This window comes from Haloarcula sediminis (assembly GCF_035656455.1).
GTDB classification, from domain to species: Archaea; Halobacteriota; Halobacteria; order Halobacteriales; family Haloarculaceae; genus Haloarcula; species Haloarcula sediminis.
Map to the genome: position 1 here is coordinate 64,860 of NZ_JAYMGA010000012.1, position 15,587 is coordinate 80,446.

General features: G+C 67.4%; 20 protein-coding genes. 13 read left to right on the forward strand and 7 right to left on the reverse strand.

The window, feature by feature from the left end; all coding sequences use genetic code 11:
• Positions 1-163: 163 nt before the first annotated feature.
• Positions 164-1,228, reverse strand: a complete 1,065-nt coding sequence (locus VJ162_RS17160) for an enolase-like domain-containing protein (protein WP_324665989.1) — start codon at positions 1,226-1,228, stop codon at positions 164-166.
• An 83-nt stretch (positions 1,229-1,311) separates the two neighbouring features.
• Here VJ162_RS17160 and VJ162_RS17165 point away from each other — a divergent pair, with 83 nt between their 5' ends.
• Complete coding sequence (locus VJ162_RS17165) at positions 1,312-1,461, forward strand: 50S ribosomal protein L40e (protein WP_220588446.1); 150 nt, start codon at positions 1,312-1,314, stop codon at positions 1,459-1,461.
• 15 nt (positions 1,462-1,476) lie between these two features.
• Here VJ162_RS17165 and VJ162_RS17170 read toward each other — a convergent pair whose 3' ends face one another.
• Positions 1,477-2,364: a hypothetical protein gene (locus tag VJ162_RS17170; RefSeq protein WP_324665991.1), complete on the reverse strand. Its 888-nt coding sequence runs from the start codon at positions 2,362-2,364 to the stop codon at positions 1,477-1,479.
• Positions 2,365-2,414: 50 nt separating this feature from the next.
• The gene (locus VJ162_RS17175; RefSeq protein WP_324665993.1) at positions 2,415-3,026 is read right to left on the reverse strand and encodes an MBL fold metallo-hydrolase; all 612 of its coding nucleotides are present in this window, start codon (positions 3,024-3,026) and stop codon (positions 2,415-2,417) included.
• A 605-nt stretch (positions 3,027-3,631) separates the two neighbouring features.
• On the opposite strand from VJ162_RS17175, the gene VJ162_RS17180 reads away from it, so the two are divergent.
• The 4 genes from VJ162_RS17180 (at position 3,632) to VJ162_RS17195 (ending at position 5,856) form a co-directional block, all read left to right on the forward strand.
• Positions 3,632-4,351, forward strand: a complete 720-nt coding sequence (locus tag VJ162_RS17180; protein ID WP_324665995.1) for a ThuA domain-containing protein — start codon at positions 3,632-3,634, stop codon at positions 4,349-4,351.
• A 98-nt stretch (positions 4,352-4,449) separates the two neighbouring features.
• Positions 4,450-4,641, forward strand: a complete 192-nt coding sequence (locus VJ162_RS17185) for a DUF5786 family protein (RefSeq protein ID WP_324665996.1) — start codon at positions 4,450-4,452, stop codon at positions 4,639-4,641.
• A complete protein-coding gene (locus VJ162_RS17190; RefSeq protein ID WP_324665998.1) occupies positions 4,638-5,201 on the forward strand; it encodes an endonuclease dU in 564 nt (187 codons plus the stop codon). Before VJ162_RS17185 ends, VJ162_RS17190 begins: the two co-directional genes overlap by 4 nt.
• A gap of 67 nt (positions 5,202-5,268) precedes the next feature.
• Complete coding sequence (locus VJ162_RS17195) at positions 5,269-5,856, forward strand: uracil-DNA glycosylase (protein ID WP_324665999.1); 588 nt, start codon at positions 5,269-5,271, stop codon at positions 5,854-5,856.
• 61 nt (positions 5,857-5,917) lie between these two features.
• Here VJ162_RS17195 and VJ162_RS17200 read toward each other — a convergent pair whose 3' ends face one another.
• On the reverse strand, positions 5,918-6,067 hold the full coding sequence (locus VJ162_RS17200) for a hypothetical protein (protein WP_324666001.1): 150 nt from the start codon (positions 6,065-6,067) through the stop codon (positions 5,918-5,920).
• 325 nt (positions 6,068-6,392) lie between these two features.
• Between VJ162_RS17200 and VJ162_RS17205 the strand changes: the two genes are divergently transcribed.
• The 4 genes from VJ162_RS17205 (at position 6,393) to VJ162_RS17220 (ending at position 9,111) form a co-directional block, all read left to right on the forward strand.
• Complete coding sequence (locus VJ162_RS17205; protein WP_324666002.1) at positions 6,393-6,554, forward strand: hypothetical protein; 162 nt, start codon at positions 6,393-6,395, stop codon at positions 6,552-6,554.
• A 74-nt stretch (positions 6,555-6,628) separates the two neighbouring features.
• A complete protein-coding gene (gene hisH / locus VJ162_RS17210) occupies positions 6,629-7,279 on the forward strand; it encodes an imidazole glycerol phosphate synthase subunit HisH (protein WP_324666003.1) in 651 nt (216 codons plus the stop codon).
• 270 nt (positions 7,280-7,549) lie between these two features.
• Positions 7,550-8,395, forward strand: a complete 846-nt coding sequence (locus VJ162_RS17215; RefSeq protein ID WP_324666005.1) for an SDR family oxidoreductase — start codon at positions 7,550-7,552, stop codon at positions 8,393-8,395.
• Entirely contained in the window at positions 8,392-9,111 is a 720-nt protein-coding gene (locus VJ162_RS17220) for an acetoacetate decarboxylase family protein (protein ID WP_324666007.1), read from the forward strand. Before VJ162_RS17215 ends, VJ162_RS17220 begins: the two co-directional genes overlap by 4 nt.
• A gap of 238 nt (positions 9,112-9,349) precedes the next feature.
• Here VJ162_RS17220 and VJ162_RS17225 read toward each other — a convergent pair whose 3' ends face one another.
• Entirely contained in the window at positions 9,350-9,697 is a 348-nt protein-coding gene (locus VJ162_RS17225) for a hypothetical protein (RefSeq protein WP_324666008.1), read from the reverse strand.
• Positions 9,698-9,882: 185 nt separating this feature from the next.
• Here VJ162_RS17225 and VJ162_RS17230 point away from each other — a divergent pair, with 185 nt between their 5' ends.
• The 3 genes from VJ162_RS17230 (at position 9,883) to thsA (ending at position 13,478) form a co-directional block, all read left to right on the forward strand.
• Positions 9,883-10,431: a KH domain-containing protein gene (locus tag VJ162_RS17230; RefSeq protein ID WP_324666010.1), complete on the forward strand. Its 549-nt coding sequence runs from the start codon at positions 9,883-9,885 to the stop codon at positions 10,429-10,431.
• A gap of 189 nt (positions 10,432-10,620) precedes the next feature.
• The gene (locus tag VJ162_RS17235; RefSeq protein WP_324666033.1) at positions 10,621-11,616 is read left to right on the forward strand and encodes an ATP-binding protein; all 996 of its coding nucleotides are present in this window, start codon (positions 10,621-10,623) and stop codon (positions 11,614-11,616) included.
• 182 nt (positions 11,617-11,798) lie between these two features.
• Entirely contained in the window at positions 11,799-13,478 is a 1,680-nt protein-coding gene (gene thsA, locus VJ162_RS17240) for a thermosome subunit alpha (protein WP_324666034.1), read from the forward strand.
• 208 nt (positions 13,479-13,686) lie between these two features.
• On the opposite strand, the gene VJ162_RS17245 is transcribed toward thsA, so the two are convergent.
• Positions 13,687-13,908 carry a hypothetical protein gene (locus VJ162_RS17245; protein ID WP_324666012.1) on the reverse strand — a complete coding sequence of 74 codons (222 nt, stop codon included), beginning with the start codon at positions 13,906-13,908 and terminating at the stop codon, positions 13,687-13,689.
• A 214-nt stretch (positions 13,909-14,122) separates the two neighbouring features.
• On the opposite strand from VJ162_RS17245, the gene VJ162_RS17250 reads away from it, so the two are divergent.
• A complete protein-coding gene (locus VJ162_RS17250) occupies positions 14,123-15,013 on the forward strand; it encodes a DMT family transporter (protein WP_324666014.1) in 891 nt (296 codons plus the stop codon).
• A gap of 58 nt (positions 15,014-15,071) precedes the next feature.
• Here VJ162_RS17250 and VJ162_RS17255 read toward each other — a convergent pair whose 3' ends face one another.
• Complete coding sequence (locus VJ162_RS17255) at positions 15,072-15,563, reverse strand: pyridoxamine 5'-phosphate oxidase family protein (protein WP_324666015.1); 492 nt, start codon at positions 15,561-15,563, stop codon at positions 15,072-15,074.
• Positions 15,564-15,587: the final 24 nt, after the last annotated feature.

A 15,587-nucleotide genomic window follows, 5' to 3' on the forward strand; every position in this document is an offset into this window, starting at 1 on the left:
GCGCAGCGCCTTTCGTGATGACGAGAGACCGAAGGTCTCTCGAACCACGCGCGCTCACTCCGTTCGCGTGCTTACTTCATCGGGGTTCGTCCTCGATTTTCCTGTCGCAGTCCGGACAGTACATGTGTGGAAGTACCACGCCGGCGATAATGTGGCTTTTCCGTTAGGTGTCAGGGCCGAAGCCGGTCCCGATACCCCGCGGGTCGGCCGGCGGGGCGAGCGGGCTGGCCGGCAGCCCGTCGGCCGCCTCGGGGTCGTTGTAGCCGCCCGGCGCCACGTCGCTTGGCGAATCCGGGTAACACAGCGACGCCAGCGCCTGAACGTGCGCCCGGCCGACGCCGAGTTCGAACTGGCCGCCGCCGTACAGGTCGATTCCCTCGCGCTCGCAGTAGGCGATAGTCGAAAGCACCGACTCGACGGTGCCACATCGGGAGGGTTTCATATTGAGGACGCTCGGCTCGAAGGGCAGCGCCTCGATGCTCTCGACGCCGGTGACGGGCACGTCCCAGGTGACCCGTTCCTCGCGGCCCTCGAAGACGGGCCGGGTCTCCTCGGTCAGGTCGGGGTCCTCCAGCAGCGCGTCGGGCACGGCGTCGGCGACCCGGCGGTAGAACTCGGCGTCGGGGTCGTTGCTGACCAGTTCGTCCTCGTACAGCCCCTTCAGGTCGAAGACGCGCACGTCGTAGTCGGCAAGCGACTGCAGCAGGTCGTCGTCCCAGTCGGGCGTCGGGTCGAGTTTGAACGCCAGGTCGTCGTGAATCCCCAGGAGGGCGTCGAGCCGGTCGGTCGTGGGCGGCTCGTCGCTCTCGGGGTTCGAGAGCCGCGTCGAGACGACGAAGTCGACCGGGTCGTACTCGCGGCCCAGCGCCTCGCCCAGCGAGGTGTCGGCCTGTTGCAGCGCCAGGTCCAGTGCCGCGCTCTCGAATCCCCAGCGCCGATAGTGGCGAAAGCGTTCCTCCTCCGGCGGGTGCGGCCAGAGGTCGGCGTCGTCGAGCGCGGCCGAGAACGAATCGAGCGTGTACGCCCCGGCGAGGTCGAGGTCGTGGTCGACCAGCGCGTGGTGGGCCGCGTTGGTGTAGGTCACGTCCTCGCCGCGTCCCGTCTCCCCATCGCCCGAGAGCGCAATCGTGGTCGTCGCCCGGTCGAACCCGCTCGACGTGGCTCGCTCGCGCAGTTCGAAAGTCGAGTCCGCGACAGTGAGCGGGAGGTCCGCGACGCGGTCGTACATACCCGAGAGAGCGCCGCCGGGGTGAAAAAACCGCGCCGGTGAAAAACTCAAAGCTTAACCGCCCGGACGGGGAACCGGCGAGCATGGCTAGCTTCGAGAAAGCGTCAGACCGGATTCTGAACAAGCAGATCTGCATGCGATGTAACGCCCGCAACCCACAGCGCGCCCAGCAGTGCCGGAAGTGTGGCTACGGCAACCTCCGTCCGAAGGCCAAAGAGACCCGCAGCGCGTAATTTTCCCGACCCCCGTTACTGGGCCGGCTGCGCGGTGAGTTCGTCCAGCCGGACCGTCGCGTGAGCGACGACCAGCTCCAGCAGTTTCCGGTCCTGTTCGTCGGTCGACGCCGGGCCCGTGTCCGCGGCGACCACGACCGTCGTCGTCCCGTCGCGCTCGGTGACAACCGCGGTCAGCACGTCCCTGACCGTCTCCCCCAGGTCGACCGGTGGGGCGTCGCCGTGGGCGACCACGTCCCCACGTGGCTCGTCCCGGACCGCCCGGGCAAGCTTCCCGACCCGCTCCGCACCCGCAGTCCGAACCGTGTTCGAGAGCAGTTCGGCCTCGTCGTCCCGGACCCGCAACACGGCGGTCTCGTCGATGCCGGTCAGCGAGCTGATAGCCTCGGTGATGTAGGCCGCGATGGCGTCGTCGCTGCCCGCGGTGGCGATGGCCCGGCCGTAGTTGTTCACGTCCGCGGCCTTCCGGCCGAAGGCCGCGACGCGGTCGCGCTCGGTTTCGAGTGCCCTGAGCCGGTGGCGGCTCCGGGCGTCGTACAGCCCCACGAGGACGCCGGTCAGCGCGCCGACGGTGAGGATGTCGACGGTGAGGTATGCGGCCCGGTCGAGCGACCCCGTGGTGACCTGCTGGCTGAACAGGACGAGCGCGGCCACGGCGGCGAAAGCCACCGTCGCGCCGGCGCCCCAGACGACGACCCGCGCCGCCGTCTCCTCGAAGGTGTCATCGCGTGCCAGCCAGTAGCCGGCGTAGGAAAGCGCCAGCCCCATCGCAACGAAGGGGGTGGCGTCGACCGCGATAGCGACCGGGATGTCCGTCTGCTGTATCGCGTGGATGAACTGGATGCCGGCGAGGACGAGCCCGGCGGCGGCCAGGCCCGAGCCGGCGAGTGTCCGCCGATGCATGCCATGAACTACCCACGAACCGACTAGAAGCTTACGCCGATATCGACGGCTTACTCGTCGGGATACTTCGGCTCGCGGCGTTCGGCCCGCTCTAAGGCCTTCTCGACGATACTGCGGACGTCGCCGTGGAAGACGCCGCCGTGGCCAGAGTACATCCCCTCGACGCCGTCGGGCATGCGGTCGAGTATCTCTTTGATGCTCTCTATCTCCCGTTCGCGTGACTGGCCCGGCCGGTCGGTCCGGCCGAAAGAGCCCCCCTCGAAGGCGCCGTCGTCGTGGACGACCACGTCGCCCGAAAACAGCGACTGGCCCGAGACCAGCGAGACGTGGTCGTCGGCGTGACCCGGCGTGTAGATGACTTCGCAGGTCTCGTCGCCCACGAGCAGCTCGTCGCCGTCTTCGAGGGCGTGGTCCCGGCGCGGGTGCTCGGCGTAGGCGTACAGCTCCGCGTCGAAGGCGTCGAGGACGCGGTCGAGCTGCTGGACGTGGTCGCCGTGCTGGTGGGTCAAAACGACCGCGTCGAGGTCGTCGGTGTGGTCGCGGATAGCGTCGACGACGGGGCCCCAGGCCCCCGCGTCGACCAGCGTGGTCCGCTCCCCGGTAGCGAGGTAGGCGTTACAGGTGAACGTCTCTGCGTCGGCGGTGACGTTGTGGACCTCCATGCTCGACTCGTGTAGCGGAACGCGCTTGAGTGTCTAGGGCTCGCTGAGAGAAACGGTAGTGAGCCCGTTCGGAACGGTCCGCTAGAGACAGGAGCGGACGGCACCGCGAACACCCGGAAAGCCCTCGACTGCTCGCTAGCGATTCCCGCAGTCTCTCACACCCAGAAAGCCCTCGACTGCTCCCGGGCGCTGTGACGGATACCTCGCTTCGCTCGGTAGTGCCGCCACAGCGCCCGGGACCCGTCTCGCCCTTTCAGTCCGCCAGGGATTGCCTGCCTTTCCCCGAGTCGTGCGACGGAGCGCACTCCCGGCCGCGAAGCCGTTTCATCGGCTGAGTCGGGGAGGGGCTGGCCGGCCTGCGGTATCCTGGCGGACTGGAAGGGCGAACCCGGTCGGCGCGGGTGCGCGGGCCCTATCCGAGCGGAGCGAGGATATCCCGCACAGCCGCGTCGAGCGGGTGAGGGCTTCCAAGTGCTACAGAGGAGAGTCGGTGCTGTTACAGGCTGTTACTAGCCGCGCCAAGCGGGGAAAGACATCGGAGTGGCACAGTAGCAGTCACCACGAGCAAGCACTACCTTTAGCCTCACACCCGTCCAAGCACGCCCATGCCATCAGTCACGGTCTGGAACGAGTACATCCACGAGCGCGAAGACGACGCAGTCGCCGAGGTCTACCCCGATGGGATCCACGCGGCCATCGCGGCGGCGCTCGACGAGCGGGGCCACGAGACACGAACCGCGACGCTCGAAGAGCCCGAACACGGGCTCACCGAGGCGGTACTCGACGACACCGACGTGTTGCTCTGGTGGGGTCACATCGCCCACGACGAGGTCGACGACAGCGTCGTCGACCGGGTCGTCGAGCGCGTCACCGAGGGGATGGGCCTCATCGTCCTCCACTCGGCCCACGCCTCCAAACCCTTTACCCGCCTGCTCGGGACGCCGTGTGACCTGACCTGGCGCGAGGGCGACGAGCGCGAGCGGCTCTGGATCACGGACCCCGGTCACGCCATCGTGGACGGGCTGGGCGAGTCCATCGTCATCGAGGAGACCGAGACCTACGGCGAGCCGTTCGGCATCCCGGAGCCCGACAGCCTCGTCTTTACCTCGTGGTTCGAGGGCGGCGAGGTGTTCCGGTCGGGCTGTTGCTACCGGCGCGGCCGCGGGAAAGTGTTCTACTTCCGGCCGGGCCACGAGACCTACCCCATCTACCACCGCGACGACATCCAGCAGGTCCTCGATAACGCGGTCCGGTGGGCCGCGCCGTCCGAGGGCGCCGACGCCCACGGCGGTAACCGGAACGTCGACCCGCCGGAGTCGACGTAGCTGTCCCGCGCCACTGCGCGGGCGGTACGCACACCCGGATTCCGTCGGGGGGATTCGGCGAGTGATTTTTCACCATGAACTACATAGTTGTGCATGCAATGGGGTTCGGGAGCTACGACGAGTCGGAGCAAGAGAACCAGGAGTACGACACGGATTTCGACGATGACGATGGGCTCGACACGGAGGGGGACGCCCATCAGGGGGACGTCGAATTCGAGTTCACCGCGTCGAACGACGAGCTACTCGACCGACTGAAAGACATCAAGGAGAACGAAACGACGAACACGTGAAACCGGGCCGGCGCGCGCTGGGCATCGCGGCGTCGGACCGGGACCGACTGAGTCACCTCGCCGGCGCCGTCGTCCGCGCGGACCGGGTGGTCGACGGCTTCGCTTTCGGGGCCTGCACCGTCGGCGGGAGCGACGCCACGGCCGCCGTCTGCGGGATGTTCGACCGCCTCGACCGCGAGGACCTGGGGTACGTGTTTCTGGCTGGCGTCGCGCCGGCGTGGTTCAACCTGTTCGACCTCCCCGCCATCCACGACCACACCGACCTGCCGACGCTGTCGATATCCTTCGAGCCCTCGCCGGGCCTCGCGGACGCGATTCGCGACGCCTTCGACGATGAAGCGGTCGTCGAGGAGCGGCTGGCGACCTACCACGCCCAGCCCGACCGACGCGCGGTCACCGTCAACGACGGGACGGTGTTCGTCCGCAGCGTCGGGCTCGACCCCGACGACGCCGACGATGTCGTGCGGGCGTACACGCCCGAGGGCGGCCGCCCGGAACCGCTCCGGGTGGCCCGGCTGGCGGCGCAGGCGGTGGGCGAGTCCGGGGGACACGGCCGCTGAGTGATCGCCGGCCGCGACAGCCCGCCGGACCGCTGCTCTTGATACACCTCCGGCCCAACCGCCAGCCATGAGCAACATGGACGGGCTGACCGTGACCGAGTGTCGGCGCTGCGAGGCGCTGTGTGCGTCGCGCTCGCGAATCGTCAACGGCGTCGGCCCGGCGGATGCCGACCTGCTGTTCGTCGGCGAGGCCCCCGGCGCCAACGAGGACGAGCAGGGCGAGCCGTTCGTCGGCCGCAGCGGCGACGTGTTAGACGAGACGCTGCGGGAGGTCGGGCTGGACCGGGCCGACGTGCGCATCACCAACTGTGTGCGCTGTCGGCCACCGGACAACCGCGACCCACACACGGAGGAGCTGGCGAACTGCCGTGGCTACCTCGAAACCGAAATCGAGCGGGTCGACCCGGAGCTCGTCGTCACACTGGGCAAAGTCCCCGGCGAACACCTGCTGGAACGGGACGTGGCGGTCACGGGCGAGGCCGGCGACGTGACCGACGTGACCGTCGGCGGGAGCCCACAGCCGGTGATGGTCTGTGTCCACCCGGCCGCGACGCTGTACGACCCCAGCCAGAAGGAGACGTTCCGGTCGACACTGGAGAAGGCTGCCGAGTTCACCGACGGCGAGAGCGGGCAGAAGCGGCTAGGGGATTTCTGAGCCCAGGCGTCGAGACGGGGTCCGGAGGGTCTGCACGCGGTCTCATTTCGTTTCCGCAGTGTCAGTAGAGCCGTCGAGTGACGAAGATGAAGATGCCGACGAGGAGGAGTCCAATGCCCCAATAGACGGACGGATACGGCAGATACGCGAGCAGGAGCGTTACGATTCCGGACGTGATGAGCGACCACCCTATGGTCGTTCGAATCGCCATACCCGCTAATCGGAACCTGTTAACATCGTTAGTCATCCGTTTCGATCAGTAAGCAGACATGTAGTCACCGCTACGCACGGGCTTCGGCCCGAAAGAAGACTTAGTCTCACCAGTTCACTGTCTGAGATGTGAACTTCTCACAATCTCGTCGGCAGCCTCTCTGCTCGCTTCTTCCAGTCGGACTAGCTGCTGTGTCTGGATGCTGCCAACCCCGTCCCGCACAGTTCGAACTCCGCGCGAAAGACGCCATCAGGCTGGATATTGTTATCGCCTCCGAAGACGCCGACGAGAGCGTATATGAGCGGTCCCGTTCGGTCGAGAGCGCGTGAAGATAGGCGAGGAGACGCTGCAAAACCCGCCGTACAAAATCGAGCTCCGAATGGACGATGAAACGGTCTGGGAGACGCGCATCGGGACCTGCAATCGTCTCGTCGTCGCTGTCAGCGAGGGCGGGACCGTCGAAGTCGGCGAATCGACTGCGTGCTAACAACGCGTCGACGACTAGCCGCAACACCTGTCCGAAGGGGAAGCCACTTAGCCGGCCTCGGCGTACCCACGCGCATGAACGCCAGACAGACCACCGCCGAGGTGGTCGTCGTCGATTACGGGCTCGGGAACCTCCGGAGCGTGACCCGCGGGCTGGAACGGGCCGGCGCCGAGGTGACCCTCTCGGCGGACCCGGCCGACTTCGGCAGCGCCGACGGCATCGTCCTGCCCGGCGTCGGGGCCTTCTCCGAGGGGATGGACAACGCCGGCCCCTTCCGCGAGGCACTGGAAGCCGAAGCCGAGGCGGGGACGCCCCTGTTCGGTATCTGTCTCGGGATGCAGATGCTGCTGACCACGAGCGAGGAGGCCGACCACGAGGGCCAGGGCGACGCCGAGGGCCTCGACCTCGTTCCCGGAAAGAACGTCCGCTTCAGTCGCGACCAGACGGTCCCACACATGGGCTGGAACGAACTCGACGTGCAGCGCGACCACCCGCTCGTCGAGGGGGTCGACGGGGAGTACGCCTACTTCGTCCACTCCTACTACGCCGTCCCCGACGACGAGGCGGCGGTCGTGGCCACCACCGACTACGGGACCGATTTCGCCTCCATCGTCGCCAACGAGGACGGCAACGTGTTCGGGACCCAGTTCCACCCCGAGAAGTCGGGCGAGACCGGGCTCCAGATTCTCCGCAACTACGTCGACTACTGTCTCGACCAGCGGTAGGGAAGAACTGTACCGCGCCGCAGGCGCGGTTTCCCCGGAATCGACGCATCGCGTCGATTCCGGCCTTTTTCATCCACGTTTTTCGAGGAGGGTATCCACAGCGCCGAAGGCGCGAGGATACCCGACGACGAAAAAGGTGGTCGGGCGAGACCGGACTCCAGATTCTCCGCAACTACGTCGATTACTGTCTCGACCAGCGATAGGGAAGAACTGTACCGCGCCGCAGGCGACTGAGATGGATTCTTGTGCCGGCCGGGAGTCAGTCCGAGTATGACAGCCGAGCAGTCACGCGTCGTGCTGGTGACCGGTGCCGGCTCCGGCATCGGTTCGGCGACGGCGCTTGCCTTCGCCGACGACGGGTGGACCGTCTACGCGACCGACGTGGAGACGCCGCTGCCGGACCGGGTGAGCGAGCGCTGTCGGACGCGGGCGCTCGACGTGACCAGCGACGAGCAGTGCCAGGCCGTCGTCGACGGGGTACTGGCCGAGACGGGGCGGCTGGACTGTCTGGTCAACAACGCCGGCTACGCCGCGTCCGGACCACTGGAGGACGTCGGTGTCGAGGCGGGCCGGGACGTCTTCGACGTGCTCGTCCACGGCCCACACCGGCTCGCGAGGGCCGTCCTGCCGGAGCTGCGCCACAGCGGCGGTCGCATCGTCAACGTCTCCAGCGTCCTCGCGCGGCGGGCCTGTCCGGGACTGGGCGCCTACAGCGGCGGGAAGGCCGCGCTGTCGTCGATGACCGACGCGCTTCGGATGGAACTCGCGGAGACGCCGGTCCACGTGGCGCTGGTCGAGCCGGCGTGGGTCGAGACGGCCTTCGCCGACAGCGCGCGCTCGGGACTCCCCGACGACCGGACGCCCGACTACGACGCGGTGTACGAGTCGCTGGAAGAGGGGTGGACCCTCGACGGCGGCCCGCTGGCCGCGGCGCCCGAGACCGTCGCGGCGGCGGTCCTCGACGCGGCGACGGACGAGGACCCCCGGGCTCGCTATCCGGTGGGTCGGTTCGCGAAGTTCGTCCGGTGGACCGAGTGGCTCCCCCAGCGGGTCGTCGACCCGATACCGCGCTGGTTCGGCCGCGTGACCGCGCGGCTGGAGGGGTGGTTCCGGTGACCGACGACCGCGTCACGCTCTCGACGGGTCAGGCGGTGACGGTCCCGCTGGAGACGGCGGCGACGGTGACGGGACTCGTACTGCCCGCCGACAGCGACGCCGTCGCCGGCCTGCTCCCCGACGGGCTGGCCCCCCTTCGCGTGACTACAGAGCGGGGCGTGGTCGCCGTCATGGCCGTCGAGTACCACCGCATCGGCGACGACGCGATGTCCCCATACGACGAACTCGCGGTGGTGTTGGCGGCGACACCCCGTGAGAAGGCCCGACCGCTGGTCCCGCTTGCGACCGGCGACTACGGCGGCTACGTCCACTCACTGCCCGTGACCACGGAGCCCGCCCGCGCGCTCGGTGACGAGGTGTGGGGGCTCCCCAAGACCGTCGCGCGCATCAGCCACCACGACGAGGGCGGCCGCCGGACGACCAGCGTCGTCGAGGACGGCGACCACGTCCTGACGGTCGATATCGTCCGCCCGCGGAGCTGGCCCGCGTCTCTCGAAACGACCAGCTACGCTGTCCGAGACGGGCGGCTCGAAGGGTTCACCGTCGACGTGGACGGTCGCTTCGGCGTCCGGCCGCTGTCGAGGGACTTCGAGGTGCTGGTCGGGACCCACGACCGGTCGGCGTCGCTGCGCTCGCTCAATCTCGGCGACCGCGCCATCGCGCGGTTTGCCTTCGAGGGGACAGTTACCTACGGCGTCGGGGAGCCGGTTACGTGAGAAGGTTTTGGAAGTGGTCTGCGGCCGTAGCGGCCGGGCGCGAGGGCTGCGACGGCTGTCGCAGCCGAGCGCCGACGGGGAAGGGCAGGCTGTCGCTGTGAGCATACCGCTCGCCGTTGGCGAGCGGTTTCACCGGAATCGAACGCAGTGAGATTCCGGCCTTTTTAGCGTAGATTTTTGCCGGGAGGGTTCCCGCAGCGAACGCAGTGAGCGAGGAAACCCGACCGGGAAAAAGGTACTATAGGAAGTCCCGAACGTCCGAGTACCACATGTCGTGGTGGTCGACGGCGTCGATGGCGTCGGCGATACGGACGGCGATGGCGTGCCAGCACAGCTGCTCGGGGTCCTCGCGGTCGAGGTTGTACTCGGCGTCGGCACAGTCACACTGGCCGTCCTCGACGATGTACTCGTCCTCGTGGCCGACGACGACCGTGAAATCCCGGTACCGCTTTACCCGGCTCTCGCCGACGGCCTCGATGGCCCGGCGCCCCCGCTCGCCGTGGACGTCGGCGATAGCCGTCACTGCCTCGGGGGTCAGCTCCCCGGCGTCGGCTAGCCGGTCTACCCACTCCTCGACGGCGGTCACACGCTGGCTACGGATAGCCCCGACAAAACAGCGTCGGCTCCGGGAAAGCGGGGGCTGGCGCTGCTTGGGTTACACCTCGGTCGAAACCCCGGCTCACAGGCGACTCGCCGAAGAGTGGCGCCCGTACAGACACAGCTAGCGCCGAAGTCTTAAACAGGCAGAACCCCCTACCCGTAGGCATACTTATGAAACACGTGAAGATTCCGCAGGACCGAATCGGTGTGTTGATCGGCGAGGGCGGTGCGACGATGCGGGAGATAGAGGAGCGGGCGGAGGTGCGGCTGGATATCGACTCGGAGGACGGGACAGTCAAGATAGAGTCCGTCGGCGACCCCGTGACGGCGCTGAAAGGGCCCGATATCGTGAAGGCCATCGGCCGCGGGTTCAAGCCCGAGGACGCGCTGGCGCTGCTGGACGACGACATGATGATGTTCGAGATGATCGACATCGACGCGGCCGCCCGGAACAAGAACGACCTCCGGCGCCAGAAGGGGCGGCTCATCGGCGAGGGCGGTCGGACCCGCGAGCTGATGCAGGAGCTGACCGGCGCCGCGGTCGTCATCTACGGCTCGACGCTGGGTATCATCGGCGGCCCGGAACAGGTCGACGCAGTGCGTGAGGCCGCCGAGATGCTGCTGGACGGGGCGCCACACGGCTCGGTGTACTCGTTCCTCGAACGCAAACACAACGAGATGAAACGCAACGAAATCGAGTACCACCAGTTCACCGGGTAAGCGACGGGCTGGCCGCGGTCGGTGCCGTCGAACTGATAGCACAGGGTCTCGCCGGCGTTTTTTCGCGGCCCGGGCGTAACATATAACCCTGCGAGCGGCCAACAATATTGCCAGACAGCTGTGGTAAAGGACACCGACGGCCAGGGCGGGACCACCGAGACGGAGAGCGGCCAGACCGTCACCGAGGTGATGGACCGGCTGGAAACGCTCCGCGGCGAGGAGCAAGACCGCTCGGTCACGACGGACGAGGGAATCCTGCTCGACCAGCTAGAGGAAGTCGAGAGCCGGCTGCTTGCCTTCGGCGAGGGGCTGGGCGGCGACCCCGAGGACGTGACCGACCTCCCGTTCACCGAGGAGGCAGGGCTCGACCACATGCCCGAACCGCTCTATGTCCGCCACGACACGGAGATGCTGAACCAGGTCACCTCGTGGCTGCTACAGGACCAGCATATCGGCCTCGTGAGTCCCTACGGGACGGGAAAGTCCGCCTTCAGGGAGATCGTCCTGCGGGACCTCTCGAAACACGACGACTTCGTCGTCACGCATCTGGACAACCCCCGCGAGACGACGGCCCGGTCGCTGTACCAGACCGTCCTGGAGGCGGCCTACGCGGCGGGCTACTCGATACACGCGGGCCACTACTCGCAGGTACGAAACGGCATCCCGTGGGCGACGGCGGAGGCCAAACAGGCGGTCCACGAAATCGTCGGGCGCGTGCGGGAAGACGGCAAGACCTTGCTGCTTGTCGTCGACGAGATAGAAGTGCTGACCGCCGACCTGCTCTCGCCGCTGCAGGTGGCCGGCGACGCCGGCGTCCGGCTGTTCCTGACCGGCACCCCCGAAGGCAAGCGCCGCGTCGCCGAAATTCGGGGCACGCTGGATTCGCGGTTGCGCTACTACGAGAACATCGACCCCTTCTCGCCCGACGACATCGCGGAGTACGTCGCCCGCTCGCTGGCCTACTTCCGGGACGAGCCCTACACCGGACAGGCGCCGGACCTCTTTACCCGCGAGGCCATCGAGGACATCCACGAGCGGACCGAGGGCAACCCCCGCGAGGTCCGCATCGAGTGTCGCGAACTCTTTACTCGCGCCGCCTTCGTCTGGTACCGGACCGGCCAGGACATCGACCGCATCCAGGTGACCCCGGAGCTTCGCCACCGGCGTTTCGGGATGGGGTACTGAGCGCTCTCGCGGTGATACCCCCGATATCGGGTCGACAGACGGCACAGAGGACTATATAAACAGGGTGAGACAATCCCTCTCACACCACATAGCGGGGCCGCAGTGCCGGGGTTGTCCGTCCGCCACCAAAACACTTATATAGAATCACTTTCAATCAACGTGTGACTATGGCTCAACAGCAGATGGGCAACCAGCCCATGATCGTACTTTCCGAGGAGTCCCAGCGGACATCCGGAAAGGACGCCCAGTCGATGAACATCACGGCCGGCACGGCCGTCGCCGAGGCCGTTCGGACCACGCTCGGTCCGAAGGGTATGGACAAGATGCTCGTCGACAACTCCGGGTCCGTCGTCGTCACGAACGACGGCGTCACCATCCTCGACGAGATGGACATCGAGCATCCGGCCGCCAACATGATCGTCGAGGTCGCCCAGACCCAGGAGGACGAGGTCGGGGACGGCACGACGACGGCGGTCGTCATCGCGGGTGAACTGCTGTCGAAGGCCGAGGAGCTGCTCGACCAGGACATCCACGCCACCATCCTGGCCCAGGGGTACCGCCAGGCCGCCGAGAAGGCCAAGGAGATCCTCGAAGAGAACGCCATCGACGTCGACGCCGACGACACCGAGACCTTAGAGAAGGTCGCCGGCACCGCGATGACCGGCAAGGGCGCCGAGTCCTCGAAGGACCTGCTCGGCGAGCTCGTCGTCCGTGCGGCCCAGGCCGTCGCCGACGACGACGGCACCGTCGACACCGACAACATCCAGATCGAGACGGTCGTCGGCGGCGCCACCGACGAGTCCGAGCTCGTCGAGGGCGTCATCATCGACAAGGAGCGCGTCCACGACAACATGCCCTTTGCCGTCGAGGACGCCGATATCGCGCTGCTGGACACGGCCATCGAGGTCCCCGAGACCGAACTCGACACCGAGGTCTCGGTCACGGACCCCGACCAGCTCCAGGAGTTCCTCGACCAGGAAGAGAAACAGCTCAAGGAGTACGTCGACCAGATCGCCGCGACCGGCGCCGACGTCGTCATCTGCCAGAAGGGCATCGACGACATGGCCCAGCACTACCTCGCACAGGAGGGTATTCTGGCCGTCCGACGCGCCAAGAAGTCCGACATCGAAGCGCTCTCGCGCTCGACGGGCGCCCGCATCGTCTCGAACATCAACGACATCGAGGCCGACGACCTCGGCTTCGCGGGCTCGGTCGCCCAGAAGGACATCGCCGGCGACGAGCGCATCTTCGTCGAGGACGTCGAGGACGCCCGCGCGGTCACGATGATCCTCCGCGGCGGCACCGAACACGTCGTCGACGAGGTCGAGCGCGCCATCGAGGATTCCCTTGGTGTGGTCGCCGCCACGCTGGAGGACGGCAAGGTCCTCCCCGGCGGCGGTGCCCCCGAGACCCAGCTCGCGCTCGGTCTGCGTGACCACGCCGACTCCGTCGGCGGCCGCGAGCAACTCGCCGTCGAGGCCTTCGCCGACGCCATCGACGTCATCCCGCGCACGCTGGCCGAGAACGCGGGCCACGACCCCATCGACTCGCTGGTCGACCTCCGCAGCAAGCACGACGCCGGCAACCAGACCTTCGGCCTCGACGCCTACACCGGCGACGTGGTCGACATGGAGGAAGACGGCGTCGTCGAGCCGCTCCGCGTCAAGACCCAGGCCATCGAGTCCGCCACCGAGGCGGCCGTGATGATCCTGCGCATCGACGATGTCATCGCCGCGGGCGACCTCAAGGGTGGCCAGGGCGACGATGACGAGGACGAAGGGCCTGGCGGCCCCGGCGGCGCAGGCGGCATGCCCGGCGGCGGCATGGGCGGCATGGGCGGCGGCATGGGCGGCATGATGTAAGCGAGGGTTCGAAGAACCCTCGAATCGCGGCCTCTGGCCGCGAACGCCCACCACTTGCCACCGTCTGCAGCCCGCACCGCTCGCCAACCGATTTCTCTCTTTGCGGTTCGACACCGGACTAACAGCTGTTGGTTCAGCCGTACAGCATTGGTCTTATCCGCCGGCAGAGAGCGGTATTTGACTCCCAGTCGCCGGTCAGTACAGGGCGTTACGCCTCACTTTGCGAACCGACGTATAGATTGAAAAGCCGGTAGGATATCGCAGTGATGACTATGGCACCGACGATGCCAGCCAGCCAGTTTCCGTGAACAACAAACTCCCGTATACCGCCCATAGCGCCCCTAAAGGCCAACAGGACGAACAGCGCAAGCGCTAAGCGGCGAACGGAAAAGCCAAGTCCCGTTTCTGAGTCCGATGCAGCCGTATCCATGGTGTCGTGTTATTTTACCGCCATTTACATAGTTCCTTCCCTGGTCAGTCTGGGAGTCGTCGGTTGAACACTCCAGTCGGTCGCTAGTAAAATCGGTTTGAGGGCTGGTCGTCTACGTCGCCCGGACGGCGAGGTGTCCGGGTCGACAGTGGCAGCCTGACGTGAGTCATCCAGCAGTTTCAAGCGTGACACCGCCCTCTACCGAACCAGTTGGATGGCTGTCGACCCACCCGGCGTCGGCCTCGCGGCACTCGCGGCGGTCGGGCTCGCCGGCCAGAGCATCGCCGTTCGGCAGGGGGCCAAGACGCGCTCCATCACGGACCTCGTCGCCGCCGTGTTCCTCGTCAACCTCGCCGTCCTCGTGCCGGCGACGGCAGTCCGTTACTACCCGGCGTTCGGCCTCACGCCGACGGCGCTCGCGGCCTTCGCCGTCGCCGGGCTGTTGGGGTCGCTGCTGGCCCGGGCCGCGCTGTTCGTCGGCATCCACCGCCTCGGCGCGAGTCGGGCGGAGCCGCTGAAGTCGACGTTTCCGCTGGTGGCCGTCGGGTCGGCCGTCCTGGTACTCGGTGAGCCGCTGACTCCGGTACTCGTCGTCGGCGTCGGGCTCATCGTGGCGGGGGCCGCCGCGGTGTCGGGCGACGCCCGCGCCAGCGACACGACGGCCTCGGGACAGAGGGTGTGGGTCGACCTCGCCTTCCCCCTGGCGGCCGCGCTGTTGCTCGGCATCGACCCCGTGTTCACGAAGGTCGGCTTCGCCGAGGGGACGCCGGCGCTGGTCGGCGTGACGGTCCGCGTGCTGACGGCCGCCGGCGGTTTCGGCGGCTACCTCCTCTGGCGACGGCTCCGCGGTCAGGGATATCGCCCGGCTCGGCCGACCGGGTGGACACTCGCCGCCGGCGTCGCGAACACGGCGTATCTGGGAGCGTATCTGGCCGCGCTGGCCCGCGCACCCGTCTCGCTTGTCGCCCCGGTGCTGGGCGCGAGCCCGCTGCTCGTCCTGCTCGGGTCGGCGCTCCTGACCCCGGAAGACGAACAGGTGACCCTGCGGCTTGGCGCGGCGGTCGCGGTGCTCGTCGCCGGCGTCGTGCTCGTCCTGCAGGGGTGACCGTCAGCGGTCGCGGTAGTTGTCACTACGTGGGACGGACGCGACGGGACCGGGCCGCTCACTCCATCTGTCCCGACGACTCCGGCTCCCTGAGTTCGGGCGGCAGTTCGAGCTGTTTGATACCGGCCCGCTCGTCGATATCGAACCGGTAGATAGCGGTCGTCTTCGACTCGGCCGCCCGCTCGAACAGGTCGGGCCGCCAGCCGACCTCCATCTCCTCTTCGAGGGCCGTCCGCTCCGCCCCGGAGACCGCTTCGATCGTCCCGGTCAGGAGCACGCTGCGCCAGTTGAACGTCGTCTCCACGCTGTAGACGAGAAACTGGGCCACACCGGCCTGGTCGGTCACCGCCTGCTTTTCACTTTCCGAGCCCAGCACGTAGATGAAGTACAGGGCGTCCTCGCCGTCGTACCAGTAACTCAGGGGCCGGAGCATCGGTGCGGCGTCGGTGGGGACGCCAAGCACGCCGACGCTCTGGCTCGAGAGGGTCCCCTCGATGTCGTCATCGTCCATCCGGTGCATGCCGAACGCGTCGAGATCTTCGACTGTCATATTTGTCCTTGGTCTGTCTGGAGT

Excerpts from the sequence above, each read along its gene's own strand:
- VJ162_RS17160 (WP_324665989.1), bottom strand. The coding sequence starts at position 1,228 with ATGTACGACCGCGTCGCGGACCTCCCGCTCACTGTCGCGGACTCGACT.
- VJ162_RS17165 (WP_220588446.1), top strand. The coding sequence starts at position 1,312 with ATGGCTAGCTTCGAGAAAGCGTCAGACCGGATTCTGAACAAGCAGATC.
- VJ162_RS17170 (WP_324665991.1), bottom strand. The coding sequence starts at position 2,364 with ATGCATCGGCGGACACTCGCCGGCTCGGGCCTGGCCGCCGCCGGGCTC.
- VJ162_RS17175 (WP_324665993.1), bottom strand. The coding sequence starts at position 3,026 with ATGGAGGTCCACAACGTCACCGCCGACGCAGAGACGTTCACCTGTAAC.
- VJ162_RS17180 (WP_324665995.1), top strand. The coding sequence starts at position 3,632 with ATGCCATCAGTCACGGTCTGGAACGAGTACATCCACGAGCGCGAAGAC.
- VJ162_RS17185 (WP_324665996.1), top strand. The coding sequence starts at position 4,450 with ATGGGGTTCGGGAGCTACGACGAGTCGGAGCAAGAGAACCAGGAGTAC.
- VJ162_RS17195 (WP_324665999.1), top strand. The coding sequence starts at position 5,269 with ATGAGCAACATGGACGGGCTGACCGTGACCGAGTGTCGGCGCTGCGAG.
- VJ162_RS17200 (WP_324666001.1), bottom strand. The coding sequence starts at position 6,067 with ATGGCGATTCGAACGACCATAGGGTGGTCGCTCATCACGTCCGGAATC.
- hisH (WP_324666003.1), top strand. The coding sequence starts at position 6,629 with ATGAACGCCAGACAGACCACCGCCGAGGTGGTCGTCGTCGATTACGGG.
- VJ162_RS17215 (WP_324666005.1), top strand. The coding sequence starts at position 7,550 with ATGACAGCCGAGCAGTCACGCGTCGTGCTGGTGACCGGTGCCGGCTCC.
- VJ162_RS17230 (WP_324666010.1), top strand. The coding sequence starts at position 9,883 with ATGAAACACGTGAAGATTCCGCAGGACCGAATCGGTGTGTTGATCGGC.
- VJ162_RS17235 (WP_324666033.1), top strand. The coding sequence starts at position 10,621 with ATGGACCGGCTGGAAACGCTCCGCGGCGAGGAGCAAGACCGCTCGGTC.
- thsA (WP_324666034.1), top strand. The coding sequence starts at position 11,799 with ATGGGCAACCAGCCCATGATCGTACTTTCCGAGGAGTCCCAGCGGACA.
- VJ162_RS17245 (WP_324666012.1), bottom strand. The coding sequence starts at position 13,908 with ATGGATACGGCTGCATCGGACTCAGAAACGGGACTTGGCTTTTCCGTT.
- VJ162_RS17250 (WP_324666014.1), top strand. The coding sequence starts at position 14,123 with ATGGCTGTCGACCCACCCGGCGTCGGCCTCGCGGCACTCGCGGCGGTC.
- VJ162_RS17255 (WP_324666015.1), bottom strand. The coding sequence starts at position 15,563 with ATGACAGTCGAAGATCTCGACGCGTTCGGCATGCACCGGATGGACGAT.